General features: G+C 59.6%; 28 protein-coding genes and 1 pseudogene. 16 read left to right on the top strand and 13 right to left on the bottom strand.

Annotated features, from left to right (window positions below):
• Positions 1-99 precede the first annotated feature (99 nt).
• The 4 genes from FHX06_RS10500 to FHX06_RS10515 all read right to left on the bottom strand — a co-directional run bounded on the left by FHX06_RS10500 (position 100) and on the right by FHX06_RS10515 (position 2,228).
• A complete protein-coding gene (locus FHX06_RS10500) occupies positions 100-489 on the bottom strand; it encodes a RidA family protein (RefSeq protein WP_112545171.1) in 390 nt (129 codons plus the stop codon).
• A gap of 75 nt (positions 490-564) precedes the next feature.
• Positions 565-1,128, bottom strand: a complete 564-nt coding sequence (locus tag FHX06_RS10505) for a methylated-DNA--[protein]-cysteine S-methyltransferase (RefSeq protein WP_113212211.1) — start codon at positions 1,126-1,128, stop codon at positions 565-567.
• Between the two features lie 88 nt (positions 1,129-1,216).
• A complete protein-coding gene (locus FHX06_RS10510; RefSeq protein ID WP_183879127.1) occupies positions 1,217-1,804 on the bottom strand; it encodes an RBBP9/YdeN family alpha/beta hydrolase in 588 nt (195 codons plus the stop codon).
• Between the two features lie 127 nt (positions 1,805-1,931).
• A complete protein-coding gene (locus FHX06_RS10515) occupies positions 1,932-2,228 on the bottom strand; it encodes a hypothetical protein (RefSeq protein WP_183845877.1) in 297 nt (98 codons plus the stop codon).
• Between the two features lie 198 nt (positions 2,229-2,426).
• Between FHX06_RS10515 and FHX06_RS10520 the strand changes: the two genes are divergently transcribed.
• From FHX06_RS10520 to FHX06_RS10540, 5 genes are all read left to right on the top strand, one after another.
• The gene (locus FHX06_RS10520; RefSeq protein WP_112545174.1) at positions 2,427-2,750 is read left to right on the top strand and encodes a hypothetical protein; all 324 of its coding nucleotides are present in this window, start codon (positions 2,427-2,429) and stop codon (positions 2,748-2,750) included.
• Between the two features lie 129 nt (positions 2,751-2,879).
• Positions 2,880-4,334 carry a cryptochrome/photolyase family protein gene (locus FHX06_RS10525; RefSeq protein WP_183879129.1) on the top strand — a complete coding sequence of 485 codons (1,455 nt, stop codon included), beginning with the start codon at positions 2,880-2,882 and terminating at the stop codon, positions 4,332-4,334.
• Complete coding sequence (locus FHX06_RS10530) at positions 4,331-5,668, top strand: NAD(P)/FAD-dependent oxidoreductase (RefSeq protein ID WP_183879131.1); 1,338 nt, start codon at positions 4,331-4,333, stop codon at positions 5,666-5,668. The genes FHX06_RS10525 and FHX06_RS10530 overlap by 4 nt, the downstream gene beginning before the upstream one ends.
• Complete coding sequence (locus tag FHX06_RS10535; RefSeq protein ID WP_183879133.1) at positions 5,665-6,525, top strand: DUF1365 domain-containing protein; 861 nt, start codon at positions 5,665-5,667, stop codon at positions 6,523-6,525. Before FHX06_RS10530 ends, FHX06_RS10535 begins: the two co-directional genes overlap by 4 nt.
• A gap of 78 nt (positions 6,526-6,603) precedes the next feature.
• A complete protein-coding gene (locus FHX06_RS10540; RefSeq protein ID WP_112545178.1) occupies positions 6,604-7,863 on the top strand; it encodes an SAM-dependent methyltransferase in 1,260 nt (419 codons plus the stop codon).
• On the opposite strand, the gene FHX06_RS10545 is transcribed toward FHX06_RS10540, so the two are convergent.
• Both FHX06_RS10545 and FHX06_RS10550 read right to left on the bottom strand, forming a co-directional pair.
• Positions 7,864-8,697 carry an SDR family NAD(P)-dependent oxidoreductase gene (locus FHX06_RS10545; RefSeq protein ID WP_112968606.1) on the bottom strand — a complete coding sequence of 278 codons (834 nt, stop codon included), beginning with the start codon at positions 8,695-8,697 and terminating at the stop codon, positions 7,864-7,866. It abuts the gene before it with no gap.
• A 98-nt stretch (positions 8,698-8,795) separates the two neighbouring features.
• Positions 8,796-9,455 carry a ChrR family anti-sigma-E factor gene (locus tag FHX06_RS10550; protein WP_029616512.1) on the bottom strand — a complete coding sequence of 220 codons (660 nt, stop codon included), beginning with the start codon at positions 9,453-9,455 and terminating at the stop codon, positions 8,796-8,798.
• Positions 9,456-9,666: 211 nt separating this feature from the next.
• On the opposite strand from FHX06_RS10550, the gene FHX06_RS10555 reads away from it, so the two are divergent.
• The 5 genes from FHX06_RS10555 (at position 9,667) to FHX06_RS10575 (ending at position 13,521) form a co-directional block, all read left to right on the top strand.
• Positions 9,667-10,707 carry a cysteine synthase A gene (locus FHX06_RS10555; protein WP_018115452.1) on the top strand — a complete coding sequence of 347 codons (1,041 nt, stop codon included), beginning with the start codon at positions 9,667-9,669 and terminating at the stop codon, positions 10,705-10,707.
• Positions 10,708-10,713: 6 nt separating this feature from the next.
• Positions 10,714-11,451: an alanyl-tRNA editing protein gene (locus FHX06_RS10560; protein WP_113212217.1), complete on the top strand. Its 738-nt coding sequence runs from the start codon at positions 10,714-10,716 to the stop codon at positions 11,449-11,451.
• A gap of 26 nt (positions 11,452-11,477) precedes the next feature.
• The gene (sseA, locus tag FHX06_RS10565; RefSeq protein ID WP_112968608.1) at positions 11,478-12,347 is read left to right on the top strand and encodes a 3-mercaptopyruvate sulfurtransferase; all 870 of its coding nucleotides are present in this window, start codon (positions 11,478-11,480) and stop codon (positions 12,345-12,347) included.
• Between the two features lie 4 nt (positions 12,348-12,351).
• Positions 12,352-12,912 (top strand): GNAT family N-acetyltransferase, encoded by a 561-nt coding sequence (locus tag FHX06_RS10570; RefSeq protein ID WP_112968609.1) that lies wholly within the window; start codon positions 12,352-12,354, stop codon positions 12,910-12,912.
• A gap of 99 nt (positions 12,913-13,011) precedes the next feature.
• Positions 13,012-13,521, top strand: a complete 510-nt coding sequence (locus FHX06_RS10575) for a DUF1203 domain-containing protein (RefSeq protein ID WP_113147928.1) — start codon at positions 13,012-13,014, stop codon at positions 13,519-13,521.
• A 16-nt stretch (positions 13,522-13,537) separates the two neighbouring features.
• Here the strand turns inward: FHX06_RS10575 and ald are convergent, their stop codons facing one another.
• Positions 13,538-14,656: an alanine dehydrogenase gene (ald, locus tag FHX06_RS10580; protein ID WP_112545185.1), complete on the bottom strand. Its 1,119-nt coding sequence runs from the start codon at positions 14,654-14,656 to the stop codon at positions 13,538-13,540.
• 158 nt (positions 14,657-14,814) lie between these two features.
• Here ald and FHX06_RS10585 point away from each other — a divergent pair, with 158 nt between their 5' ends.
• The 4 genes and pseudogenes from FHX06_RS10585 (at position 14,815) to FHX06_RS10600 (ending at position 18,757) form a co-directional block, all read left to right on the top strand.
• On the top strand, positions 14,815-15,276 hold the full coding sequence (locus tag FHX06_RS10585; protein ID WP_018115458.1) for an Lrp/AsnC family transcriptional regulator: 462 nt from the start codon (positions 14,815-14,817) through the stop codon (positions 15,274-15,276).
• A gap of 69 nt (positions 15,277-15,345) precedes the next feature.
• Complete coding sequence (locus tag FHX06_RS10590; RefSeq protein ID WP_018115459.1) at positions 15,346-16,227, top strand: DMT family transporter; 882 nt, start codon at positions 15,346-15,348, stop codon at positions 16,225-16,227.
• 87 nt (positions 16,228-16,314) lie between these two features.
• Positions 16,315-16,629: pseudogene (locus FHX06_RS10595) on the top strand (PilZ domain-containing protein); the annotation flags it as partial.
• 139 nt (positions 16,630-16,768) lie between these two features.
• The gene (locus FHX06_RS10600; RefSeq protein ID WP_113212218.1) at positions 16,769-18,757 is read left to right on the top strand and encodes a bifunctional 2',3'-cyclic-nucleotide 2'-phosphodiesterase/3'-nucleotidase; all 1,989 of its coding nucleotides are present in this window, start codon (positions 16,769-16,771) and stop codon (positions 18,755-18,757) included.
• Between the two features lie 42 nt (positions 18,758-18,799).
• Here FHX06_RS10600 and FHX06_RS10605 read toward each other — a convergent pair whose 3' ends face one another.
• Together FHX06_RS10605 and FHX06_RS10610 are read right to left on the bottom strand one after the other, a co-directional pair.
• Positions 18,800-19,357 carry a DUF2087 domain-containing protein gene (locus tag FHX06_RS10605; protein WP_312866498.1) on the bottom strand — a complete coding sequence of 186 codons (558 nt, stop codon included), beginning with the start codon at positions 19,355-19,357 and terminating at the stop codon, positions 18,800-18,802.
• Between the two features lie 188 nt (positions 19,358-19,545).
• Entirely contained in the window at positions 19,546-20,514 is a 969-nt protein-coding gene (locus FHX06_RS10610) for a LysR family transcriptional regulator (protein WP_113206760.1), read from the bottom strand.
• A 140-nt stretch (positions 20,515-20,654) separates the two neighbouring features.
• On the opposite strand from FHX06_RS10610, the gene FHX06_RS10615 reads away from it, so the two are divergent.
• Complete coding sequence (locus FHX06_RS10615; protein WP_018115464.1) at positions 20,655-21,269, top strand: FMN-dependent NADH-azoreductase; 615 nt, start codon at positions 20,655-20,657, stop codon at positions 21,267-21,269.
• Positions 21,270-21,326: 57 nt separating this feature from the next.
• On the opposite strand, the gene FHX06_RS10620 is transcribed toward FHX06_RS10615, so the two are convergent.
• Positions 21,327-21,896 (bottom strand): TetR/AcrR family transcriptional regulator, encoded by a 570-nt coding sequence (locus FHX06_RS10620; RefSeq protein ID WP_018115465.1) that lies wholly within the window; start codon positions 21,894-21,896, stop codon positions 21,327-21,329.
• Positions 21,897-22,002: 106 nt separating this feature from the next.
• Between FHX06_RS10620 and FHX06_RS10625 the strand changes: the two genes are divergently transcribed.
• Positions 22,003-22,779 carry an SDR family oxidoreductase gene (locus FHX06_RS10625; RefSeq protein ID WP_113212220.1) on the top strand — a complete coding sequence of 259 codons (777 nt, stop codon included), beginning with the start codon at positions 22,003-22,005 and terminating at the stop codon, positions 22,777-22,779.
• Between the two features lie 11 nt (positions 22,780-22,790).
• On the opposite strand, the gene FHX06_RS10630 is transcribed toward FHX06_RS10625, so the two are convergent.
• The 3 genes from FHX06_RS10630 to ilvA all read right to left on the bottom strand — a co-directional run bounded on the left by FHX06_RS10630 (position 22,791) and on the right by ilvA (position 25,919).
• Entirely contained in the window at positions 22,791-24,062 is a 1,272-nt protein-coding gene (locus tag FHX06_RS10630; protein ID WP_113212221.1) for a sensor domain-containing diguanylate cyclase, read from the bottom strand.
• 240 nt (positions 24,063-24,302) lie between these two features.
• Complete coding sequence (locus FHX06_RS10635; protein ID WP_113206757.1) at positions 24,303-24,632, bottom strand: HlyU family transcriptional regulator; 330 nt, start codon at positions 24,630-24,632, stop codon at positions 24,303-24,305.
• Positions 24,633-24,668: 36 nt separating this feature from the next.
• Positions 24,669-25,919, bottom strand: a complete 1,251-nt coding sequence (gene ilvA, locus FHX06_RS10640) for a threonine ammonia-lyase (RefSeq protein ID WP_113212222.1) — start codon at positions 25,917-25,919, stop codon at positions 24,669-24,671.
• Positions 25,920-25,970: the final 51 nt, after the last annotated feature.

Genomic DNA, 25,970 nt, shown 5'->3' on the forward strand with positions numbered 1-25,970 from the left:
CGGCGCCGATATCGGCCAGCATGCGCGCACCGCCATGGGCGCTGCTGCCGCGCCGGTGAGCCGCCCCGTCGTAATCGCCGCGGAGCTTGCGATCAAATCCTAGAAAACCTTCGCCGCCGTTACTTCCACTTCCACCAGGAATTCCGGCCGGGTAAAGCCGTTGATGATAATGAGCGTCGAAACGGGTTTCGGATCGAGCGTGAAGCGGTCGCGCACCGCCATATAGGCCGGGAAGTCTTCCCGCTTCGTCACGAAGCCGGAAATACGGATGACATCAGCAAAGCTCATCTCGGCCTCGGCCAGGATCGCCTTGATCGCTTCGAAGCAGAGCTCGGCCTGGGCCGTCACATCCTCGGGAATCTTTTCATCGAGGCCGATGCCGAGCTGACCTGACGTGACCAGCAAAGATGCGCCCGGTGGTATGAGCAGGCCGTGATTGTAATTTCCGAAGGGACGGCGGACGGATGGCGGGTTGAAAATCTTCTTCATGAAAAAACCTCGCTATAGACAGAGATTTATAGCGAGGTTTTCCGTCGCATTCCAAGCACTTGCTTGCGATAGATCTCAAAAATCGAGGGATTGCTGGGCAGGAGGCGGTGGACCGACATGCACGCCTTCGAGCTCCAGCATGCGAAGCTTGGACGTCGAACCGCCAGGCGCCGAAAAGCCACCGATCTTTCCGCCTGCCGCCAACACACGATGGCAGGGAATGATGAGCGCGACAGGATTCTTTGCCATCGCCTGGCCGACGTCGCGCGCTGCCTCCGGCCCCACCCCAAGCTCCTTCGCCAGGGTGCCGTAGGTCGTCGTGCGACCCCAGCCGATACGGCGCGCGGCAGCATAGACATCGCGGAAGAATGCGTCCTGGCCGTCAAGGTCAACGGCGACAGTGGAGAAGTCGATTTCTTCGCCTTCGAAGTAACGCTTTACCGCAGCCACAGCGTCCAAAATCTGCGGCGTCGGCTTGCCCGGTTCGGCAGCCGGCAGACGGCGCAGCAACAATCGTTCTGTCGAATCGGCGCTTTTCGTGGGCAGCTGGAACCGCGTCACGCCGGCATCGCTCCAGGCGATGCCGCAAAAGCCGCCTGCGGTTTCAAAGATCAGGTATTGATGCACTTTCTGAGCCATGGTGAAGCCCTCACATTCCATCAGGTATCAGAATCGTATCGCGAGGGTGCAAGTTCAACCCGTTTCTTGCGCGTATCCCGATAAAATGTCAGGCCGATGCCGCGGTCGTGGCATGTGGGGATATCCGTGGTCTCTTTGCCTTCGCCTTGCCTTTCACCACATCAAACAACGCATAGCCGCCGGTCCAGCGTCCAAAACCGCTGGCGATATTGATATGGCCTGCGAGGCCGATGTTGCGAACTTCGGTTTTCCAGAGGCGGGTGTAGAAGCTCAGACGGTCGAGCGACATGTATTTATCGTCGAGACTGCCGACGGTGAGGCTCGGAAAGGGAAGCGGGGTAGTCGGCATGGGGCCGAAAGCGAGCGACCCGGGATGCAGCCTTTCCGTGGCCGGCAAATCGCAAGGGGCAACCAGAAGCGCTCCCTTGATCCTGCGTGCCACTGGCCGGTCGGCGAGCCTCGCCGTCAGGATGCAGCCGAGGCTATGGGCAATGATATAGGCCTCTCCAGCTTCCAGCAGTGCCTGTTCCAGGCGCTCCATCCAGCGGTCCAGACGAGCATGAGTCCAGTCGTCCTGGCAGACCAGCCGGCTCTGCGGCACATCATCAAGCCAAAAGTGCTGCCAATGCCCCTCGTCGGAACCGAACAGACCCGGCACGATCAGGATTTTCGTCATTGCTGTCTCCTGGCGCAGGCGCAGCAGGCTGCTGCAACGCATCTCGGCCAGAATTATCCATAAATTTTATAGACTAAAGAAATGAAGCTCCAAAACCCGGAAGAAAGCTGGAAAATCCATCGCCGGATCAGAAATTGCTGCTCGACGAAAAAGTCGCCAGGTCGCAGGATATTCTGAGGCCGATTGCATCGTGGCAGCCTGTGCTCTCGCCCGCAGCCATTTCTCGCCCGGCAAAAAGCTGAATGCTTTCGACGCGGACGGGGCCGGCAGACCAGAGCAACGGGCGGTTGACATCGATGGCGGCAACCCGCTGCTCGGTGGCCTTTACGACGGTGGAAGCGAGCGCCATACCGCCCAAGGTCAAGGCGAGAGCAAGTACCATCTGAAGGCAGAGATCGCCTGCCTCGCGCAGTGAAATGAACATGGCGGCCTCATGCCGTAAACGAGGATTCACTGCGCAGGTAAGGCAAGGAAGGGCGGAGGCAAAGCGGCTTTCGCGGTTAAGGTTTACGCGTAACCATCGCAATCACTTCAACCGCGCCGCTTAAATTTCGGAACAAGCAATCGCCTCGCGGGTTAGGCACATGTCACCAAAGATGAAAATCGAAGGAGGATAGCTCCCATGCGTAAATCCCTTATCGCCGCTTCGTTGCTTGCCATCGGCATGGCTTCGTCGGCATTTGCCCAGTCCAATCCCGACACTATCGGCCCGACCAACGGCGGCTCCACGGACCCGGGCTCGGGCAATTACTCCTCGGATTATACGAGTGACAGCAACGGCATTCATCCGGTTCCCTCAAGCGCGGTCGATCCGGCCACGACACAGAGCATCGGCGGCCAGGCCATCGATTGCCCCGGCATGGCGCAGCAGAACACGGGTGTCGATACGCGCGGCGGCGAAAGCGGCGCTTCGATCAGTGAGGCATGCCGCGAATACGACAACTGATCGGGCAAAGACCCGTTCGTTGAGAGAGGCCGGCTCGACCGGCCTTTTTCATGCGTGCTTCATGAAACTCCTGATCCGATTGCCCCGTACTTCCGTAACAGACAGGAGAGGCAGGACAGGGAGCAGCCATTGGCACGGGATATTGTTGCAAGACCGGTGATCGTGTGGTTTCGCAAGGATCTGCGCCTTGACGACAACAGGGCACTTCAGGCGGCATGCGCATCGGGGCGGCCGGTTATTCCACTTTATATTCGCGAACACGGGGAAGACGGCACCGGGCCACTCGGTTCGGCTCAGGCATGGTGGCTGCACCATTCGCTGCATGCGCTCGATGGCGCCCTTAGAAAACGTGACGGCAAGCTCGTCCTGGCCAGCGGCCATGCCCGAAACGTGCTGGGCGACTTCATCAGGCGAAGCGGTGCGGAAGCGGTATTCTGGAACCGTCGCTACGATCCGCCCGGCATTGCGATCGACACGCGCCTCAAGCATGAACTCGAGAAGCAGGCAATCGAGGTGCGCAGCTTCGGCGGCCAGCTCCTGCATGAACCGACGAAACTCAAGACATCAGGCGGCACGCCCTATCGCGTCTATACGCCGTTCTGGCGGGCACTCGAAGAAGATGGAGAGCCGGAAGCGCCTGTCGACATGCCTCAACGCTTCCGCTTCCCCAAAGAGTTTCCCGCATCTGAAACGCTCGCCTCTTTCAAGTTTCTGCCACGCAAGCCGAACTGGGCGAAGTCCTTCCCCGACATGTGGACGCCGGGGGAAGCCGCTGCCCACCAAAAGCTCCGGGAGTTCGTCGAAAACGCTCGTCCGGGTTACTCGGCTGACCGGGATTTCCCCGGCAAGGCGGCAACGTCCCTGCTCTCTCCGCATCTGGCACTCGGCGAGATTTCGCCAGCGCGTATTTGGGAGGCGACAAAGGGCCTCTCCCGCAGCATCCCATCCGACGATATCGTGCGCTTTCGCAAGGAACTGGCATGGCGGGAGTTTTCCTACCACCTGCTCTTCCATTTTCCCAAACTTGCAAGCGCCAACTGGAACGACAGTTTCGACGGTTTCGGCTGGCGACAGGATGAAGACGGATTCCATGCCTGGTGCAACGGCCAGACGGGCTATCCCATCATCGACGCAGGCATGCGCCAGCTTTGGCGCCATGGCTGGATGCATAACCGCGTCCGGATGATTACAGCCTCGTTTCTCATCAAGGACCTGCTGGTCGACTGGCGCCGAGGCGAAGCCTGGTTCCGCGACACACTCGTCGATGCGGACCCGGCCAACAATGCGGCCAGCTGGCAATGGGTGGCAGGTTCAGGCGCCGATGCCTCTCCCTTCTTCCGCATCTTCAACCCGGTTCTGCAGGGCGAAAAATTCGATGCGGACGGCAGCTATATCAGGCAGTTCGTGCCCGAGCTCGAAAATTTGGAGGACAAATATATCCACCGGCCGTTCGAGGCACCCGCGAGCGCGCTTGAAAAAGCCGGTATCACGCTTGGCGAAACCTATCCCCAACCCATCGTCGATCATGCCACGGCGCGCCGGCGGGCGCTGAAGGTCTATAACGCCATAAAGGATGCAGCATGAACGCGCATGTTCCTTCGCTGCCACGCCGCCTCAAGGTCGCGGTCATAGGATCGGGCATATCGGGTGCATCGGCTGCCTGGGCGCTCAATCCTGTTCATGACGTGACGCTCCATGAGAAGGATGTCCGGCCGGGCGGCCATACGGCAACGGTCGATGTCGATTATGACGGGTTGAGCATTCCAGTCGACACCGGCTTCATCGTCTACAACGAGCACAATTATCCCAATCTGACCGCGCTCTTTGCAGAACTCGGCGTCGCCACGCATGCCAGCGACATGAGCTTTTCCCTGTCACTCGATCAGGGCAGGCTGGAGTGGAGCGGCGGTGGGCTCTCGTCGATATTCGCGCAGAAGCGCAATCTGCTGAGCCCCTCCTTTCTCTGGATGATCCGCGAGATCCTGCGCTTCAACCGGACCTGCCTGGAAGATCGAGCAGCTGGGCATCTCGCCTCGCGCTCGATCGGCGATTATCTCGACTGGCGCGGCTTCTCGCCCGGTTTCACCAACAACTATCTGGTGCCCATGGCGGCGGCGATCTGGTCGACGCCATCAGCGCGCATGCTGCAATTTCCCGCCGAACATTTCGTCAATTTCTTCGACAATCACCGGCTGATCTACCGCCACCAGCATCAGTGGCGCACCGTCACCGGCGGCAGCCGCAACTACCTGAAAAGGCTTCTGTCACCGCTTGGCGACAAGGTAAGACTTGGCTGCGGGGTGCGCGGCGTAATACGCAAGGCGAAGGGCGTCATCCTCATCGATGAAGCCGGCGGCGAGGCTTTCTTCGACAAGGTGATCTTCGCCTGCCACAGCGACCAGACGTCGCGCCTGCTGATCGATGCGACGGATCAGGAAAAGCGCCTGCTCGCTGCCGTCCCCTATCAGCCCAACCGCGTTATCCTGCACCGTGATGCCAGCCTTATGCCGACGCGGCGCAAGATATGGGCCTCCTGGAATTATCTGCGCTCGAGCCATGGCGACGGCAGGGCGGGCGTAGCTGTTACCTACTGGATGAACAGGCTGCAGGGCATCGATCCGAACTTCCCGCTCTTCGTTACGCTAAACCCTGATCGCGAACCGGATAGCCGCAAGGTCTTTGCCGAGTTCACCTATGAGCATCCGCAGTTTTCCGCCGAAGCGATGGCAGCACAGAAGGCGATCGCGGTCATCCAGGGAAAGAACAATTGCTATTTCGCAGGCGCCTGGACCGGATATGGCTTCCACGAAGATGGACTTGTCTCCGGCCTTGCGGCGGCGGAAGCTCTGGGCGGCATCACACCCTGGCGAACCAACCGACCCTCCCCTCGTGAAACGATGCTGGAAGCGATGGCATGATGGGATCGCGCAAAAGCCCCGACGCATCGAGATGTGGCGTCAGCGTGACGCGAAACGGTCGTCCGCCGGACGCAGCGGCAGTGCTTTATGTGGGCAATGTCATGCATCAGCGCATGAAACCGTTCGGCCATCGCTTCCAGTATCGGGTGTTTTCGCTTGCTATCGATCTCGACCGTTTGGAAGAAGCCGACAGGCAGTCGGCGCTGTTTTCGGTCAACCGAAGCAATCTCGTCTCGTTCCATGAAGAAGACCATGCAGCAGGTGGAAAGCTGCGCTCGCATGCCGATGGCCTGCTTGCAGATGCCTGTGTCGAGCGACCGGCCAAAATCCTGCTCGTCTGCTATCCGCGGATCTTCGGCTACGTCTTCAATCCGCTTTCCGTCTATTATGCTTATGACGAGAAGGATTCAGTGATTGCGCTGATCTACGAGGTGCGCAACACGTTCGGCGAGCGGCATAGCTATGTCTGCCCCGTCGAGGAGGATGAAATCTTCGAAAGCGGTCTTCGTCAGACCTGCGAAAAGCTCTTTTACGTTTCTCCCTTCATTGGCATTGGAATGCGCTACCATTTCCGCATGCTGCCGCCCGGCCAGGAAATCCGCTGGCGCATCCTGGAGACCGATGCGGACGGACCGCTTCTTGCCGCAACGTTCGCCGGGCGGAAAAAGCCGCTGACTGGCCGGACGCTCGGTTTTCTTCTCACAACCACTCCCTTCCTGACCGTCAAGATCATGGCCGGCATTCACTGGGAGGCTCTGAAACTCTGGCTGAAAGGCGCTATCTACGTTCGCCGGCCACCACCTCCTCCGCCTGTCAGCGTGAAGCCGGCAAGCCGGCTTGCAGAAGCTGCGGAATGAATTTAGCGTTTGTCGCAATCGCCGGAGGAGAGGCGCAAGCATTGTCCTGACCGGCCCCAAAATACGGGAGGACGGACGGTGAGCAATATACAGGACTTGAACCAAGCTACCCGGGACGCGGTAACGCTGACGGCGGAGAATATTTCGCGCATCGTCAGAGACCTGCCGTTCAAGGCGAAGCTTGCGCTGCGCGGTTTGCTGGGCATACAGCAAGGGTCCCTTGCCGTCACGCTGCCCGACGGGCGCAAGGTGTTGATCAGGGGCGAGGCCGCCGGACCGAATGCAGCGCTCACGCTCCGGAATTGGAACCTTCCCGACCGGGCTCTGACCAGCGGCACCATCGGGATCGCGGAGACCTACATGGATGGCGACTGGGATAGCCCCGATATCACCGCCTTCCTCGAGCTGTTTCTCGTGAACGGCGAGGCCGCATACAGTTATTCTTATGGCACGAGCGGTGTCGGCCGCTTCGTGGAACGCATCCGCCATTGGATGAATGCCAACACCAAGGCCGGGTCCAGGCGCAATATCTCGGCCCATTACGACCTCGGCAATGACTTCTACAAGCAATGGCTCGATCCGAGCATGACCTACTCGTCAGCGCTTTATTCGACCGGCGCCAACGACCTGCAATCGGCACAGAGCGCCAAGTATCGGGCGCTGGCGGAAGCGACCGGCATCAAACCCGGTGATCATGTGCTCGAGATCGGTTGCGGGTGGGGTGGCTTTGCGGAATTCGCGGCCAGCGAACTGAACTGCCGGGTGACCGGACTGACCATCAGCCGTGAGCAGCTTGCCTTCGCACAGGAGCGCATCAGCAAGGCAGGGCTAGGCGACAAGGTTGATTTCCGCTTCCAGGACTATCGCGACGAGACCGGTGTCTACGATCGCATCGTTTCCATCGAGATGTTCGAGGCCGTGGGCGAGAAATACTGGCCGGCCTATTTTTCCAAACTCAGACAATGCCTGAAGCCGGGCGGCAAGGCAGGGCTGCAGATCATCACTATCCGGCCCGAATCTTTCGAGCAATATCGCAGTAATCCGGACTTCATCCAGAAATATGTCTTCCCCGGCGGCATGTTGCCGACGCGTCATCACCTTGCCGAACTCGGCAAGAAGATGGATCTGTCACTGGTCAGGGACTTCGGGTTCGGCCTGGATTATGCCCGCACGCTCGCGGAATGGCGCGAGCGCTTCTGGTCCGTGTGGCACAAGCTCCGGCCGATGGGTTTCGACGACCGGTTCAAGCGGCTCTGGGAATTCTACCTGTTCTATTGTGAGGCCGGCTTCCGCGCCCGCAATATCGATGTGCGGCAGGTGGTTTTTTCGCGCCGCTGATCATTCCGCCGGATGCGGTGTCGCCGGCCGGTGACCTCTGTCGAGAGGCCGCTCTCGCCAGCCTGTGAAGCGGTTGACCAGAGGGAAATAAAGACCGTAAGGCAGTATCCGCAGGAACTTCAGCATATAGGTGAAATGCCGCGGGAAAGTGATCTCGAAAGCCTGCGTCTTGAGGCCTGCCGCAATGCGCTCCGCAGCGACCTCGGGCGAAATCAGTGCCGGCATCGGAAAGGCATTCTTGCGCGTTGCCGGCGTGTCGACAAAACCCGGATTGATGAGCTGGATACGGATGCCGATCTTGTCGAGGTCGAATTTCAGGCTTTCGGCCATGTTGATCAAGGCAGCCTTGGTCGCGCCGTAGGCGGCGCTGGTCGGCAATCCCGTGTAGCCGGTCACCGAGGAAACGATGGCGACCTGTCCCTGCCCCTTCGCCTTCATGTGGCGGAGCGCCGGCAGGAGGCAATTGACGACGCCTGACAGGTTGACGGCAAAAGTCTCCTCGAAATCGGCTCTGTTCAGATCCTCGCCGTGAACGGGCTGATAGACACCTGCGCAGAGGATGGCCATGGCGAGCGCACCATGCTCGTATTCGATCGAGGCCATGACATGTTCCATGTCTTCGGCGTCGGTCACATCGCCGTCGAGCACGATGATGCTGCCGGGCAATCCGGATGCCTCGGCCTGCAATTCCACCAGTTTTTCGTGATTGCGGGCGGTGACAGCAACCCCGTATCCCTCGCCTGCGAGCTTCAGCGCCAGCGCTCGGCCTATTCCGGAACTCGCGCCGGAAATCCAGACGATACCATGCTCCGGGCGCGCGATGAAATTACGCATGACACTTCCTCCGGTCTGCCGATTTGAATACGAACACAGTCCGGAAGCTCCCCCATCTCTCCCGGGACAATGGCTCTATCACAGCATTGTGGCTGCTTTCAGCCGATGAGATCGCCAATGATCTGACGGAAGGAGCCGGTGAGCTTGATTGGGCCGTCCGAAACGGCGAAAGCGATGCAGGGCCGGTCCTTTTCTGCGACGGGGCGATGGTCGATCGTGGCATCCGCAACCGAGATATCTCCCGGCCCAAAGCGGCCGCGCTCGTCGTGGAAGGCGCCATCGAGGATGAGGATCAGTTCCATGCCCGCATGCGTGTGGGCAGGCAGCGCTCGGCCCGGCCGTATCCACATCAGGCTGACTTCGCAGCCGTCGATATCGGTCGCATATTCCTTGAAGCCCGGAAGGCGCTTGCGCCACGGCACGTCGTCAGCTTCGAAACCGACGAGATTGCGCAAGGCACGCGGAAAAAGAGCGCCCCGCGGACGTGACGGGGGCTTCGCAGGGGACGCAGGAGCCTTCGAGCCGAAGATTGCCGCAAGCTTCGCATCTCGGTCGCTGATCGGGCTTGCCGGCGTGCTTTCCAGAGCGTCTCCGGCCAGCCGTTCAAGGTCGGCCACAAGGCCGCGATTGTCCGCCTTCATTTCGAGATGGGATTCCACGAGTACGCGGGCCGGCTCCGGGAGGGAGCCGGCAACATAATGCGCCATCAATGCATCGATCGTGTCGATATGCTCGTGAACCATGTCAGATTCGGTCACGCCTTGTTCCTGCGCCCGTGCTTGCTTTGTCGTCATCCATACGCCGAAAGTCAATCTTCGGATCACCGGCGCGCCTGGAGACGGCAATGGGCTGGAAGGGAAAGACTAATTTTATCGCGTGCCTGAAAGGCATGGAATAGGATTTCTTGCCAACGCTGCCTTGTGAAGGGAAAAGACCGTTCCTAAACTATGCGTAAACGAGGCAGATTCCATGACCTTCCACCCCTCCGTAATCGAGGCTATCGGCAATACGCCCCTCATCAAGCTCAAGGGTGTTTCCGAGGCAACCGGCTGCACCATTCTCGGCAAGGCCGAATTCCTCAATCCCGGCCAGTCGGTAAAGGACCGAGCGGCGCTCTATATCATCCGTGACGCCGAGAGGAAGGGCCTGCTGAAGCCTGGCGGTGTCATCGTCGAGGGTACGGCGGGTAATACCGGAATTGGCCTGACGCTCGTTGCCAAGGCGCTCGGCTATCGTACCGTCATCGTCATCCCGGAAACGCAGAGCCAGGAAAAGAAGGACGCGCTGCGCCTGCTCGGCGCCGAGCTCGTCGAAGTTCCGGCGGTTCCCTACAAGAACCCGAACAACTATGTGAAGGTTTCGGGTCGCCTTGCCGAACAGCTTGCCAAGAGCGAGCCGAACGGCGCGATCTGGGCGAACCAGTTCGACAACGTTGCCAACCGCCAGGCCCATATCGAAACCACCGCACCCGAGATCTGGAAAGATACGGATGGCAAGGTCGACGGCTTCATCTGCTCGGTCGGTTCGGGCGGAACGCTTGCCGGTGTTGCCGCGGGCCTCAGGGGCTTCAACAAGGACATCAAGATCGGCATTGCAGATCCCGAGGGTGCCGCGCTCTACGAATTCTACGCCAACGGCGCGCTGAAGTCGGAGGGATCGTCGATCACGGAAGGTATCGGCCAGGGGCGCATTACCGCCAACCTGGAAGGCTTCACGCCCGATTTCTCTTATCACGTCACCGATGCCGAATCGCTCCCCTACCTCTTCGATCTGGTCGAACATGAGGGGCTTTGCCTTGGCGGCTCCACGGCGATCAACATTGCCGGTGCGGTTCGCCTCGCCCAAGATCTCGGTCCCGGCCATACGGTCGTGACAATCCTCTGCGATTATGGCAACCGCTATCAGTCCAAGCTTTTCAATCCGGACTTTCTTTCGTCCAAGGGTCTTCCCATTCCTGCCTGGATGGTCGGCTCGACGGATATCAGAATACCCTACGAACCCGCAGCGTGAGCCTCCATGCCAGTCAATGCCCTCTACCGTGACGACTTCTACCTTTCCACATGCGAAGCGGTCGTCACGGCCGTCCACGAGGACGGGGGCATCGAGCTGGACCAGACCTGCTTTTACGCAACGTCTGGCGGGCAGCCGGGCGACACAGGCTTCTTCGAACGGGCTGACGGCTCCAGGATAGGGCTTGGCCAGGCGAAACATGGTGCGACCAAGGACATCGTCATTCATGTGCCGCAGGAGGGCGAGCCGCGGCCGGAGGTCGGCGAAAAGCTGGTTGTGCACATCGACTGGCCGCGCCGTTACAGGCTGATGCGCATGCATACGGCCTGCCATCTTCTTTCAGTCGTCTGCTCCTATCCGATTACCGGTGCTGCTGTCGGCGAGGATGAAAGCCGCGTCGATTTCGACATGAGCGACACGATCGACAAGGACGAGGTGACGGCCAGGCTGATGGACCTCGTCAACCAGAACCATCCTGTCTATGTTCAGTGGATCACGGATGAGGAGCTCGCCGCCAATCCCGGCATCGTCAAGTCGAAGAATGTGCGTCCTCCTCTTGGTCTTGGCCGTGTCAGCCTCGTCTGTATCGGAGAGAATTCAGCTGTTGACAGCCAGCCCTGCGGCGGCACGCATGTTTCGGAAACTCAGGAAGTCGGCCAGATTCATATTGCCAAGATCGAGAAGAAGGGCAAAGAGAACAGGCGCTTCCGCATTCGCTTCGGCACGCCCGGCGACGAAGCCTGATAGACGATATTTTTGGGGAGATCATCATGAGCGACACCAAGAGCCGTTTCGTCGTCTCGGCCGACTGGCTACAGGCTGAACTCGGCAAATCCGATCTGCGCGTGCTCGACGCATCCTTCTATCTGCCGGCGCAGAAGCGCGATGCCGATGCGGAATATGCCGCCGGCCATATTCCGGGTGCGATCCGCTTCGATCAGGACAAAATCGCCGACCACTCGACGAACCTGCCGCACACGATCCCCTCGCCCGATCATTTCGCCGCCGAAGTCGGCAAACTCGGCATCAGCGAGAATGACCGCATTGTGGTCTATGACGGCATCGGCATGTTCGCCTCCCCGCGTGTGTGGTGGCTGTTCCGGGTCATGGGCGCAAAGAATGTCTTCGTCCTCGACGGCGGACTGGACGGATGGAAGGCTGAAGGCCGGCCGCTCGAAACCGAAACGCCACAATACGCGCCGGCGAGTTTCAAGACGAATTACGATTCCAACCGCGTCGTTCACCTCGAGCAGATGCGCGATATCGTTTCAAGCGGCGCCCTGCAGATCGCCGATGCCCGCAGCGCCGGCCGTTTCGCGGCCAGCGAACCGGAACCGCGCGCCGGCATGCGCTCCGGTCATATGCCGGGTGCCCGCAGCCTGCCTTCGGGCGTTTTCGCAAACCAGGGCCGTTTCAAATCGCTGCCGGAACTGAAGCAGACGATCGAGGATGCCGGTATCGATCTTTCGAAGCCGGTCGTTACCTCCTGCGGATCGGGTATTACCGCAGCAATCATCACGCTGGCGCTGGAATCGCTCGGACATACCGACAACAAGCTCTATGACGGCTCCTGGAGCGAATGGGGCAGCCGCGAGGATACACCTGTCGTTACCGGTCCTCCTGCAGCGGTCAAAGCCTGACGCCATGGGAAAGACGCCCGCCTCGCTCAAGGCCCATATCACGCGGCTTGAAATGGTCGCGCCGCCGAAGGCAAGCCTGCCCGTGCCCGTCAATATCCAGACGGCGATCATGCGCGCACCGGCCATTCCACTGCCCTTCTATCGCTATCTCTATCGACAGGTCGGGGCGCGCTGGCAGTGGGTCGATCGTCTGCGGATGAGCGACGAGGAATTGACCGTCGCCCTGCACGACAAGCGCAACAATATCAGCGTGCTCTACGTCAATGGCGCGCCGGCAGGCTTCTATGAATATCTCTGCGAGGACGAGGATACGATCGAGCTCAGCCATTTCGGGCTCTTCGAGCACGCGCTCGGCCTCGGCATCGGCAAATGGTTCCTGCTCCAGGCTCTCTACGCGATCTGGACGCTGAACCCGCAAAAAGTCACGACGACCACCAACAATCTCGACCATCCGCGGGCATTGCAGCTCTACCAGATGTTCGGTTTTTCTCCCGTCTCCACCGGCACCGGCATCGTCAGACCATTAAGCGACAAGGAACTGCTGGAAATAGCCCGACGCGGCTGATCGAGCAGCGCCCAAACCTTCCCGGTTTCAGGCAAGAATCGGGTGGTTTGAACGGCCGCAAGGGCAGACACTATGGCAAAGCTCATGAGGAGATTTGCCATGAACAACATTCAATTTTCAGCCATGCCGACAGCTGATGCAGAAGCGCTGTGGAGCGGCGGCCGCGATGCCTACGGACGTCTGCCGGAAACAATGATCTCCGATGGTCCGGGCCATCCATGCCGGCATTGCCTGCGCAATATCGGCGCTGGCGAAGAGCTGTTCGTCTTTGCCTATCGCCCCTTTCCGGAACTGCAGCCCTATGCCGAAACCGGGCCGGTCTTCCTGCACAAGCAGCCCTGTCAGCGCTATTCTTCCGACGAGGTCCTGCCTCCCGTCCTGACTACGAGCCCGGATTTCATTGTCCGCGGCTACGGCGAGAGCGACAGGATCGTCTACGGCACCGGCGCGGTGACGCCGATCGACAGAATTCCTTCCTATGCGGCCGAATTGCTCGCACGGCCTGACATCGCCTACGTGCATGTGCGCTCCGCGCGCAACAATTGCTATCAGTGCCGGATCGACAAAATAAAGGCGCCAGTCCTTGCGGAAGCTGGCGCCCTTACCTGACCTTGAGTCAGCTGGTTTACGCTACGTTCAGTGCGCTTTCAGGAGCCACTGCCTCGTAACCAAGCGCATCCGCGACCGGCTTGTTGGTGATGCGGCCCCGGTGGACGTTCAATCCGTTGCGCAGGTGCTTGTCCTCGGCAATGGCGCGCAGGCCGCGATCGGCGAGTGCGAGGCCGTGGACGAGCGTCGCATTGTTCAGCGCATGGGCTGATGTGACGGGAACCGCGCCCGGCATGTTGGCGACGCAATAATGCACGACGCCGTCGACGACATAGGTCGGTTCGGAATGCGTCGTTGCGTGCGAGGTTTCGAAGCAGCCACCCTGGTCGATGGCGACGTCGACGATGACGGAGCCCTTCTTCATGCCGGAGAGCATTTCGCGGGTCACAAGCTTTGGTGCTGCAGCGCCGGGGATCAGCACGGCACCGATGACCAGATCGGCAGTAAAGACTTCCTCTTCCAGTGCCTGGATGCTGGAATAGCGCGTGTGAATACGGCCATTGAAGATATCGTCGAGCTGGCGCAGGCGCGGCAGCGACTTGTCGAGAATGCTGACATCGGCGCCGAGACCGGCAGCCATCTTGGCGGCATGCAGGCCGACGACGCCGCCGCCGATGATCGCAACCTTGGCCGGGAGAACGCCGGGCACGCCGCCGAGCAAGATGCCAAGGCCGCCATTGGCCTTTTGCAGCGCGGTGGCGCCGGCCTGGATCGAAAGTCGACCGGCGACTTCGGACATCGGCGCCAGGAGCGGCAGGCCACCGCGATCGTCGGTTACCGTCTCATAGGCGATTGCAGTAACGCCGGATGCGAGCAGACCCTTGGTCTGTTCCGGATCGGGCGCGAGATGCAGATAGGTGTAGAGGAGCTGACCGTCGCGGAGTTGCGCCCATTCCGAGGGCTGCGGCTCCTTGACCTTGACGATCATGTCGCACTTTTCGAAAATATCCTTGGCGGAGGCGGCGATCTTCGCGCCAGCGGCCACATAGGCGGCATCATCGGCACCGATGCCGGCACCTGCCTTCGTTTCCACCCATACCTCGTGGCCATGGGCGACATATTCTCTGACCGAAGCCGGCGTCAGGCCGACGCGATATTCATGGTTCTTGATTTCCTTCGGGCAACCGACACGCATACGCGTTCCTCTCATTTTATGTCCGCATTTCGCAGAGCGTTTTCTTGCTGATAAATCCTCCCACCGCTGCAACGAAATGTCCTTGCAAAGAGGATTTGCACAAACATGAAGTTTCGAAGATTATTGCGTCTTCGCCCCAATTTTCGAAGGTTCTTCGAATGTCAGACCTCGACAACATCGATCTTGCGATTCTGAAGGCATTGCAGATCAATGCTCGCATCACCAATGCGGAACTCGCCGACAAGGTCGGGCTGTCGCCTTCGGCCTGTTCGCGGCGGCTCGACATTCTTGAAAAAAGCGGTGTCATCGGCGGCTACCATGCGCGGCTTTCGCACAAGGCGCTCGATTACAAAATGATCGCGATCGTGCACATTTCGCTGTCTGGCCAGTTCGCCAAGACATTGTCGGAATTCGAAGCGGCGGTGAAGCGCTGCCCGAACGTACTCGTCTGCTATCTGATGTCCGGCGAGTACGACTATATCCTGCGGGTCGCCGCCCGCGATCTGGAAGATTACGAGCGCATCCACCGAGACTGGCTTTCGGCGCTGCCGCACGTGGTGAAGATCAACTCGAGCTTTGCGCTGCGCGAAATCATCGACAGGCCGAATGTAGGCCTCTGAGCCCTTGCAAAGCCCCCCGGAATCCTGTCCTAGCTTGACGTCGCGGGTATTCCGCTTCAACGGCAAGACATGAAATCCAAGACTCACGGCTATATCTTCCTGCTCCTCGCGCTGACGATCTTTTCTGCGCAGGACGCGATCTCGAAGCATCTTGGTTCAGCCTATTCGCCTATCTTCGTGACGATGGTGCGCTATTGGGCCTTCGGGTTGTTCACCGTGGTTCTGGCCTCGAAAATGCGCGGCGGCATCGCCGCAACCGCCCGCACCAAGCACCCATTTCTGCAGGTCTCACGCGGCATCCTGCTTGCCACGCAGGTGGTACTGGCAATCACCTGTTTTGCGCTGATCGGGCTGGCGCATTCGCAGGCAATCTTTGCCGCCACCCCCATCATCGTCGCGTTGCTTGCCATTCCGCTGCTCGGCGAAAAGGTTGGCTGGCGCCGCTGGACGGCCATCGGCGTCGGACTTTGTGGCGTGTTGCTGATCCTCAAGCCGGAAGGCGGGTTCTTCGACGTGAACCTGCTTCTTGCGGTGGTCTCCTGCCTCAACTTCGCACTTTACGTGATCGCCACACGTTACGTGAGCCGGCAGGATTCGGCGATGACGAGCTTCTTCTATACAGGCATCGTCGGCGCTTTCGTCATGACGCTTGCAGGCCCCTTTTACTGGACGCCGATTCAGGGCTGGGACTGGATCTGGATGCTCGCCGTCTGCCTGACCGGTACATCAAGCCATTATTTCCTGATCCGCGCCTATGACAGTCTCGATGCAGCGGCCGTCCAGCCGCTCACCTATATCCAGCTCGTCTACGCCTCGATCCTCGGTGTATTGATCTACGGGGAGACGCTGACGCTGAATATGATCGTCGGCTCGATCATCGTGGTTGCGGCCGGTATATTCACGGTCTGGCGCGAGCACGTCGTGGCGCGACGGGCGGCCGTGCCGAATTGAGACTTTCGGCGCAATTTTAAATAAGCCTCTAAAGGCATTTCAATTTTCCGCGTTTATGCTTTTCCCGAATTCTTCATGGGGACAAGCATGACACGTAACCTCAAGATCACCGCCCGTAAGGCGGACCGCAGGAATTGCCGCGTCTTCGGCAAGATCAGCTATATGAACAGCCAGATAGACGCCCGCATCCTCGATCTTTCCGCCACGGGTGCGGCACTTGAGGTGAAAGCCCCGCTTTATGCGGCCGCCGGCAGCAAGGTACGCATCGAAGCGGAAGACCTCGGCCTGCTCGATGGTGTCGTTCGTTGGAAACACAATGGCCGCGTCGGCATCCAGTTCGATGTCAATTCCAATGCCCGCGCGCTCATCGCCTCCTACTTCCGCTTCTTCCATCGCGACGTGCCGCGCGTCCGGTAAGCTCAGGCTGTGCCGCTTTCGCGGCACCGTCTTTGCCGTTCTGTCATTTTCAAGATGTACTCCTTCGCCAATCATCCTAAGTTCGCCGAACCGGGTGATGCGTAATGTCAAAAGGAGTGTTTCCATGTCTTCCATTTTCGATGCGCCTGCAATGAGCCGCCGTTCCCTGCTCGGCGGCCTTGCCGCCACTTCCGCTCTCGTGCTGCTTCATCCGTTCAGCGCCCGCGCTGCCGCAAACCAGGCGCATCTGCGGCTGATGGAAACGACCGACATTCACGTCAACGTTTTCCCTTACGACTATTATGCCGACAAGCCGAACGACACGATGGGCCTGTCGCGCACGGCAACAATCATCGACACGATACGTGCGGAAGCTGCCAATTCGCTGCTGATCGACAATGGCGACGTGCTGCAGGGCAATCCGATGGGCGACTACATGGCCTATCAGCACGGCATGAAGGATGGCGACGTGCATCCGGTGATCAAGGCCATGAATACGCTCGGCTATACCGTCGGCACGCTCGGAAATCACGAATTCAACTACGGCCTGGACTTCATGTTCAAGGTGCTGAACGGTGCGAACTTCCCCTTCGTCTGCGCCAACCTGACCAGGGGTCAGCTTGCCTCCGATCCCAAGCAGGACGAGCTGTTCTTCAAGCCGTACATCATCGTCGAAAAGCAGATCAAGGACGGCTCCGGCAATGAAAGCCCGGTCAAGATCGGCTTCATCGGCTTCGTGCCACCCCAGATCATGCTCTGGGATATCAAGAACCTCGAAGGCAAGGCACAGACGCGCGATATCGTCCAGGCCGCCAAGGCCTGGGTGCCGGCCATGAAGGAAGCTGGCGCAGATATCGTCATCGCCCTTTCCCACTCCGGCATCGACGGTTCCGGCCCATCCGAAAAAATGGAAAATGCTTCGCTGCATCTCGCTGCCGTCGAAGGCATCGACGCGATCTTCACCGGTCACCAGCATCTTGTCTTCCCCGGCCCGAAAACCTGGGATGGCATTGCCAATGCCGATCCGGTCAAGGGTACGCTGCACGGCAAGCCCGCTGTCATGGCCGGGTTCTGGGGCTCGCATCTCGGCCTGATCGACCTGCTGCTGGAGAAAGACGGCAATAGCTGGAAAATCGTCGACTTCACGTCGGAAGCACGGCCGATCTATCATCGCGACGACAAGAAAAAAGTCGTGGCCGACGTCGCCGACAAGAAGGAAGTCGTCGAAGCGGCGAAGGCAGAGCACGAGGCAACGCTTGCCTATGTCCGCACGCCGGTCGGCAAAACCTCCGCGCCGCTCTATTCCTACTTTGCGCTGGTCGCCGACGATCCTTCCGTGCAGATCGTCTCGCAGGCTCAGACCTGGTACATCAAGCAGATGCTGGCCGATACGCAATTCAAGGATTTGCCGGTTCTCTCCGCCGCAGCCCCCTTCAAGGCCGGCGGTCGCGGCGGTGCCGACTACTATACGGACGTTCCTGCCGGCGATATTGCCATCAAGAACGTCGCCGACCTCTATCTCTATCCGAATACGGTTCAGGCCGTCGCCATCACCGGTGCGCAGGTGAAGAACTGGCTGGAAATGTCCGCCGGTATGTTCAACCACATCGAGCCCGGTGCGAAGGACGCAGCGCTCCTCAACAACGACTTCCCGTCCTACAATTTCGACGTGATCGATGGCGTGACCTATCAGATCGATCTGTCACAGCCGCCGAAATATGATTCGTCTGGCAAGGCCGTCAATCCGACTTCCAACCGAATCCAGAACCTTGCCTTCGAGGGCAAGCCGATCGATCCGGCGCAAAAATTCGTCGTCGTTTCCAACAATTATCGTGCGGGCGGCGGCGGCAGCTTCCCCGACATCGCTTCCGACAAGGTGATCTTCCAGGCGCCGGACACCAACCGGGATGTTATCGTGCGCTATGTCCATGATCAGGGCACGATCAATCCAGCAGCCGACGGCAACTGGACCTTCAAGCCCCTGCCCGGCACGACGGTCGTTTTCGAAAGCGGCCCTAAAGCCAAACAGTATCTCGCCGACGTCAAGAGCGTGAAGATCGAGGATGCCGGCGAAGGCGCCGAGGGATTCACGAAGTTCAGGCTGGTTCTCTGAAGCCGCAGGGGCGCGGTTTCATCAACCGCGCTCCTTTTTCGCTCAAGCCGTCTCTGCCTTGGCTTCAACGCGCCGGAGAAGCAGGCCAAGTTCGGCCGGCGGCTCCTTTTCGAGGCGGTGATATCGTCTGCCGTCCCGCGTACGGTGGACAAGCCCGAAATCGAAGAGTTCGCGGCGCAAGAGCGCCGGATCGCCGAAGAGATGCAGGCGGTCCAGCAAATCGCTGATTTCACGCTCCGTCAGTTCCGTGCCCGCCGGTATTTTCGACCACAGAACCCAAAGGCAAAGCTCCTGTAGCCCTCTCCTGCCCGGCCAGCGGATCAGTCTGCCGCTGCCATCATAATGGCGCGATGCCTTCAGCACGCGATCCTCGTCCGGCAAGGGCTCGGGATCCTGCTTCAGGTTCCAGTCCTTCAGGACTTCGGTGGACTGCGCCATACTGCGGAAATGCTGGTAGTTGCGATAACCCGCCGCGCGCGTCAGCAGATTGAGCATATCGACATGGCTCGGCTTGTCAGCGAGCGCTTCGATCTGCTTGCGGAGAGATTTGGCAAAAGCCGAAAGATCGGCGATTTCCATTGGAAAGGTAGATCTGGTCACGTCTCATCCTCAACGCGCCGCTTCCGCAAAAGGGTGTCGGTGGTCGCCGGCTTTCGACTTCGGCACAGGACAAGTGCTGATGATCTTTCTGGAGCAGGTTTAGCTTCCCTTGCGGGACGGCGACGCCTCGGTGAACTGCAGACCGTGGCGCCGTTATAACAAAGGCCTGAAACCCGTCAAGCTTGTGACTATTCCGCGGCCTCCGGCATCGCATGCAGTTCGTCTATACCGAGCATGCTGACCATTTCGCCATGGCTCGGGCACATTGAGAGCCGCCGGCGAAAAGCCTCGACCAGCCATCTGCCCGCCGGCCCCGGCGGATTGGCGGCCTTGTGCATGGCATAGATCGGGTATTCGCCCTGTTCGTAGGCATCGAGCTTGATGGCGATGAGGTTGCCTTTCATGATGTCGTCACCGACGAGAGAGACCGGCAATCCACCCCAGCCAAGCCCGCCTTTGATGAGCTGATGCTTGGTTGCTATGTCGCTGACGCGCCATGTCCTGTAAGAAAGGACATTGAAATCCCGGCCCTTGGTCAACCCGGAGGCATCGGAAACGACGAGCTGGATTTCTTCGCGCACATCGGCCAGCGTCAGTGGCCGTTCGATACGCGCCAACGGATGATCGGGCGCAACGACAGGAACCATAAAGGAATAGCCGATCTTTTCGGCTACCAGCGAATCTCCCTGCCGCACGAGCGCGCCGCCAATGCCGATGTCGGCCTTGTCGTTCAGCACCATGTCCATGACCATTCCGAGCTCGCCGACGTTGAGGTTCAGCGCAACGCCCGGGAATTTCTCGCGAAATTCGCGCAACTCCATCATGACGGCGTTGGCCGGGACCATGACGCTGATCGCCAGAGAAAGCTCCGCCTCCAGCCCCTGCTTGATGCTCTTGACGCGGGCGCGCATCACCTCGAGATCGGCCATCAGGCGGCGGGCATCTTCCAGCATTGCCTTGCCGGCATCCGTCAGCTTCGGCTGGCGGGCGCCTGAACGCTCGAAAAGCGGTATTTCAAGCTGGGCTTCCAGATTGGCGATCGTATAGCTGATGACCGACTGCGCGCGGTTCAGCACGCGTGACGCGGCCGAAAAACTGCCGGTTTCGGCGACAGTCAGGAAAACCTGCAATTGATCCAGTGTCGGGTTGGGAAGCATCGTCCATCCAATCCATCGATAATTTTGATCGACATTATCCCAGTTTTTTCGATAGCAGGCCAGTCTTATTTCTTTTCTCGAACACAGCGGTTTGCCGCTCCCAATCGCCGCTGAAACCCATTTCGAGAGGAAATTCAACCATGTCTTCCATCCTTCTTCTGACGTCCAGCCCGCGTTCAGAGTCACTTTCCACGTCGATCGCTGTCGAGCTTGCCGACAAGCTCAAGGCCCAAGCCCCGGGTAGCGTCGTCGTTCGCCGCGACCTTGCCGCAAATCCGCTTCCGCACATCGACGATCTGTTCACCGCCGCTATTCGCAAGCCGCCGGAAGCCCGCACGGCTCAGGAAGCTGCTGCCGTAAAAACGTCCGACGAGTTGGTCAATGAACTGCTCGCAGCCGACAGCATCGTCATCGGCACCGGCCTCATCAATTTCAACATCTATTCTTCGCTGAAGACCTGGATCGATAATGTGGCCCGCGCCGGCCTGACCTTCAAGTATACCGAAAGCGGCCCGGTCGGCCTTGCTACCGGCAAGAAGGTCTATGTCGTCCTTGCTTCGGGCGGCGTGTATTCCCAGGGTCCGGCTGCCGGCATGAATCATGCGGTTCCTTACCTGAAGTCGGTTCTCGGCTTCCTCGGCATTGCCGACATTGAGACCATCTATGTCGAAGGCCTCGCCTTCGGCCCAGAAGCTGCAGAAAAGGCTATCGGCGCCGCAAAGTCGCGCGTCGACGAGCTTGCTCTCGCTGCCTAACCTGCAAATTCGAAGTTCCACTCGAGGGGCCGGCGCAAGCCGGCCCTTTCATTTTGCCTAGAAATCATTGACGAAAGCTCGGGCCGTTTCCAGAATTTCGTCGGAGAGTTTTTCATCGTCCGCGATGCGCGCAAGGCCGAGCGCGCCACTCATCAGACACGAGACGATGATTGCCTTGCGGCGCGCCTCAGCCTCATCGCCCGCGCTCATACGGTCTGTCATGTTTTCCAGATTCGTCTTCAGCTGCTCGGTCGCAAGCGACCGGCATTTCCCGTCGCTGCGGGCGAGATCGGCCGTCAGCGCAGCAAAAGGGCAGCCGCCGCTTACGTCGTCACGATGAACCTCGCTCAGATAGTTGGCGGAATATTCCGCGATCGGAATATCTGCCGGCGCCCTGCCCTCTGAACGCACTTTCGCTTCCCAGGATCCGAAAGCCAGTTTCATGGCTTCCGCCACCATCTCATCGCGTGACGCAAAATGCTTGTAGAAGCCGCCGACCGTCAGCCCGGCCTCCTTCATCAGGTCGGCAACGCCGATACCCTCGAGCCCCTTCTCCCGCAGGCGCCTGGACGCGATCTCGATGATCCTGTCGTGCGTCTTCTGTTTTTCCAGTTGCGAATGGCCCATTGAAATCTCCCGACATGCGGACTTGACTTATATGGATTATGGTCATAATCCTTCTAGATATCGATCATAATCCAGATCGGGACATTTTCCAATAGGAGCCATTCCCATGCGTCTCAAGAACAAGGTCGCGCTCATTACCGGCGGCAACAGCGGTATCGGGCTTGCCACCGCCAAGGTTTTCGTTGCCGAAGGCGCGAAGGTCATCATTACCGGCCGTAATCCGGAAACGCTCGCAGCGGCCAAGAAAGCGCTTGGCGGCGACGTGCTCGCACTGAAGATTGATCTGACCGACGTAGCGGCCGCGGAGAAGATCTTCGCCGAGGCAGCTTCCGCCGTCGGCAAATTCGATATCGTCTTTGCCAATGCCGGTATCGGCGGCGCAACGCCGCTCGGCCAGACGTCGCTGGAACAGTTCGAAAAGATCATCAGCACCAACCTGACCTCGGTCTTCTTCACGGTTCAGTCAGCGTTTCCGCATCTGAATGATGGCGCATCCGTCATCCTCAACGGCTCGGTCCATGCCGTTCTCGGCGCACCAGGCTGGTCGGCCTATGCCGCCACGAAGGGCGCCGTGCGCTCCATGACCCGCAACCTTGCCTCCGAGCTTGCGCCGCGCGGTATCCGCGTCAATCAGGTAACGCCGGGCGGCACGCGCACACCGATCTGGTCGCCCTATGCGCAGACGGAAGATGCGATGTCGGCACTCGAAGAAAAGCTCGGAAGCATGAGTGCGCTTGGCCGCATGAGCGATGCAGACGAGATCGCAAAGGCTGCGCTCTATCTCGCCTCCGACGATTCCAGCAATGTCACGGGCATCGAGATCACCGTCGACGGCGGCATGACGAGCGCTCCCTCCGGCGCCAAGGTCTTCCGCGCCGCCTGAGCGCGCGGGATCTAGACGACCTTAACCACTCCGGAGCGGCCGACGACACAGTTGCGGCCGCTCTTTTTTGCATCATAAAGGCGGCTGTCTGCCGCCGACAGCACGGTTGTGAAGCTGACGCCGTCCTCGTCCGCAGTGGCAACCCCTATGCTAACCGATACCGAGGCATCGTCGGGCGTCTTCACACTGGTCACGATCGTCCAGCGCAGGCGTTCCGCCAAGAGCAGGCCTTCCTCATGGCCTGTACCGGGGCAGACGGCGACGAACTCTTCGCCGCCGAAGCGAAAGATACGATCGCTGGAGCGCAGCGTCGTTCCGAGCCTGCTGGCGATGGCCTTCAGAACCTCGTCGCCCTGCAGATGGCCGAAGCCATCGTTGACGTCCTTGAAGTGATCCGCGTCGATGATGAGGACGGTGGTATATTGACCCTGCCGCAGCGCCTCGCGCACCATCAGCGGCGCCTCCAGCTCCATGCGGCTGCGATCATAGACGCCAGTCAGCATATCGCGACCGGTGCGCTCCAGAAGATCGTTGTAGCGTTCGCGGAATGTCAGATCGCCGAAAAGGTCGCTTATCGAGCGGGCCGAGGCTGCAACGCCGTTCCGCCTGATGTGATATTCGTAGACGGCAAACATCAGGGAATAGAGGCAGACGGCCAGCATCTTGGCTTTCCAACCCGCCCAGAAGGCCGCCATCGGGACGCCCACGAAATAATGCAGGCCGCTGAAGAAACAGATCTGGTCAAAGGTCAGAACCACAAGGCCCGAGATCATGAAGCGCAGCACCACGCGCCGGCGCATGAAATCGCCGAGCTTCTCGTAGAGCAGGATGATGCCGAGCGAGTCGAGATAGAGGATCGCCGTTCCCCATACCATCAGCCAGCCCATTTCCTTCAGGAAGTTGACATCGGCCGGATGGCCCGGCGACAGCTCCAGCGGCTGATGAAGCTGCAGCACCCAGGCGATGGCAACGGTCAGGAGATTGCCGAAAAACAGGCCATAGATCGGCTGGCGAACGGTCGACGCATCCTCCTGCAGATAGAGCATGAGGATCATCATCAGCTTGCCGGAAAAGAAGATCGAAGATCCCGGCGAGACATCCCCGAACGGCAGGGAAACGTAGAAGACCGCAGCGAGGTAGGTCTCCATGAAATGCATGACGCCGAGTGCAGTCAGGAAGACACCCAGTCCGAGGCGCTGGCGAAAATGCAGGAGGCTGACCATCAGCACGAAGTAGCCGACGGCTTCGACGATGAAGAGCGCGGTGTTGAAGAGCTCCATCACGGCCTTCCACCGACAGCGCGACCGCGCGAGAGAGACGCAGCCGCAGCAGCGGATTTTCTGGTCAATCGTCCGGAAAGCTCAAACACATGCGGCGCCCTGCAAAACCTGCAGGCGCCACCTTTACCGCAATCCTTTAAGATTAGGTGAGCAAAGCAGCAATTTCCGCTGCTGGCATGCGGTCATGGATTTGAAAAACAACGGGAAATGTAGCTCGAACAAGTCCGCCCGATCAACGGGTGCTTACACTTGCCGCAGCTTCTCGCCGTCATTGAAGAGAGAGGGGCCGTGCTGATCGATGATCTGCTGCGCCTTGCGCACGGTGCATTCGATCGCATCGTCAGACGAAGAGAAGAGATCTGCGCGAATGAACTTGCGCACCAAAACGTCCTCACCGACCTTCTTTTCGATACGGCCGGCAAGACGATACTGGCCGCCTTCCTTCTGCGGCTCGGCATAGATGGTGCAATCACCATAGAGCTGGGGCTCGCCGGAAGGACCTGCAGCCGCTTCGCTGGAGGATTTGCCACCGCCGGAGAATACCGAAAGAATGTTTGAAAGGAACGAAGCCATAATCCGCCTTTAGCACGCAGTGCAGTTGACGCAAAGTCAAATGATCAGGTTTGCGAGGATCTCGTTTTCGGTAATGTCTTCGAAGCCCATGCCCGCGCTTTCGAAATTGGCAACCAGCGTTGCAAAATTCTCCGGAGCCGTCGTTTCGATGCCGATCAGGATCGAACCGAAATTGCGCGCCGATTTCTTCAGATATTCGAAGCGGGCGATGTCATCATGCGGTCCGAGCAGATTGAGGAAATCGCGTAGCGCACCAGGGCGCTGGGCAAGGCGCAGGATGAAGTATTTCTTCAGGCCGGCGTAGCGCATGGCCCTTTCCTTGACATCGGGCAGCCGCTCGAAATCGAAATTGCCGCCAGAGACGACGGCAACGATCGTCTTGCCCTTGATGGCCGCGCGATCCATGGCGGCGATCGCCGTCAGCGACAGGGCGCCGGCCGGCTCCAGCACGACACCTTCGACGTTCAGCATCTCCTGGATGGTGACGCAGATGGCATTTTCCGACATCAGCCTAACCTGATCGGCCGAAAAACCCTTCAGAGCCGCGAAATTCAGGTCACCGATGCGGGCGACGGCCGCGCCGTCGACGAAATTGTCGACCTTCGGAAGTGTCACCACCTGCCCCGCCTCAAGGCTGCGGCGCAAGCTCGGCGCGCCGGCAGGTTCGGTGAAGATGAAATCGGACTTTGCGACGATGCCATCGAGATAACCGGTAATGCCGGCGGCAAGCCCGCCGCCGCCGACCGGCAGGACGATCATGTCAGGCAAAACGCCTTCGGGAAGCTGCTGCATGATTTCGGCGGCCACTGTCGCCTGCCCCTCGATGATATCGACATGATCGAAGGGCGGCACCATGACGCCACCGATTGCCTCGACGTGATCGCGGGCAGCCTGGTAGCATTGGTCGAAGAAATCGCCGATGAGTTCAATGGTGATGAAACCGGCGCCAAACATGCGGGTCTTGTCGATCTTCTGCTGCGGCGTGGTGACCGGCATGAAGACGACGCCGGGGACGCCGAAATGGCGGCAGACGAAGGCAAAGCCCTGCGCGTGATTGCCGGCCGATGCGCAGACAAAAGTCTTGCCGCCCGCCCCTTCGGCAATTGCCTTGCGGAAGAAATTAAACGCGCCGCGGATCTTGTACGAGCGCACCGGCGACAGATCCTCGCGCTTCAGCCAGATATCGGCACCGTAGCGGGCGGAAAGGTGATCATTGAGCTGCAGCGGCGTGGCGGGGAAAAGGCTGCGCATTGCCTCTTCTGCGCCTTCGACATCGTGTCTCGTCACGGGCGTTCGTCCATTCTTCAAAATCCTGCCGCCGCTATGCCACAGGCAGCC

It is taken from the genome of Rhizobium sp. BK512, from assembly GCF_014194915.1.
In the GTDB taxonomy this organism is placed as follows: domain Bacteria; phylum Pseudomonadota; class Alphaproteobacteria; order Rhizobiales; family Rhizobiaceae; genus Rhizobium.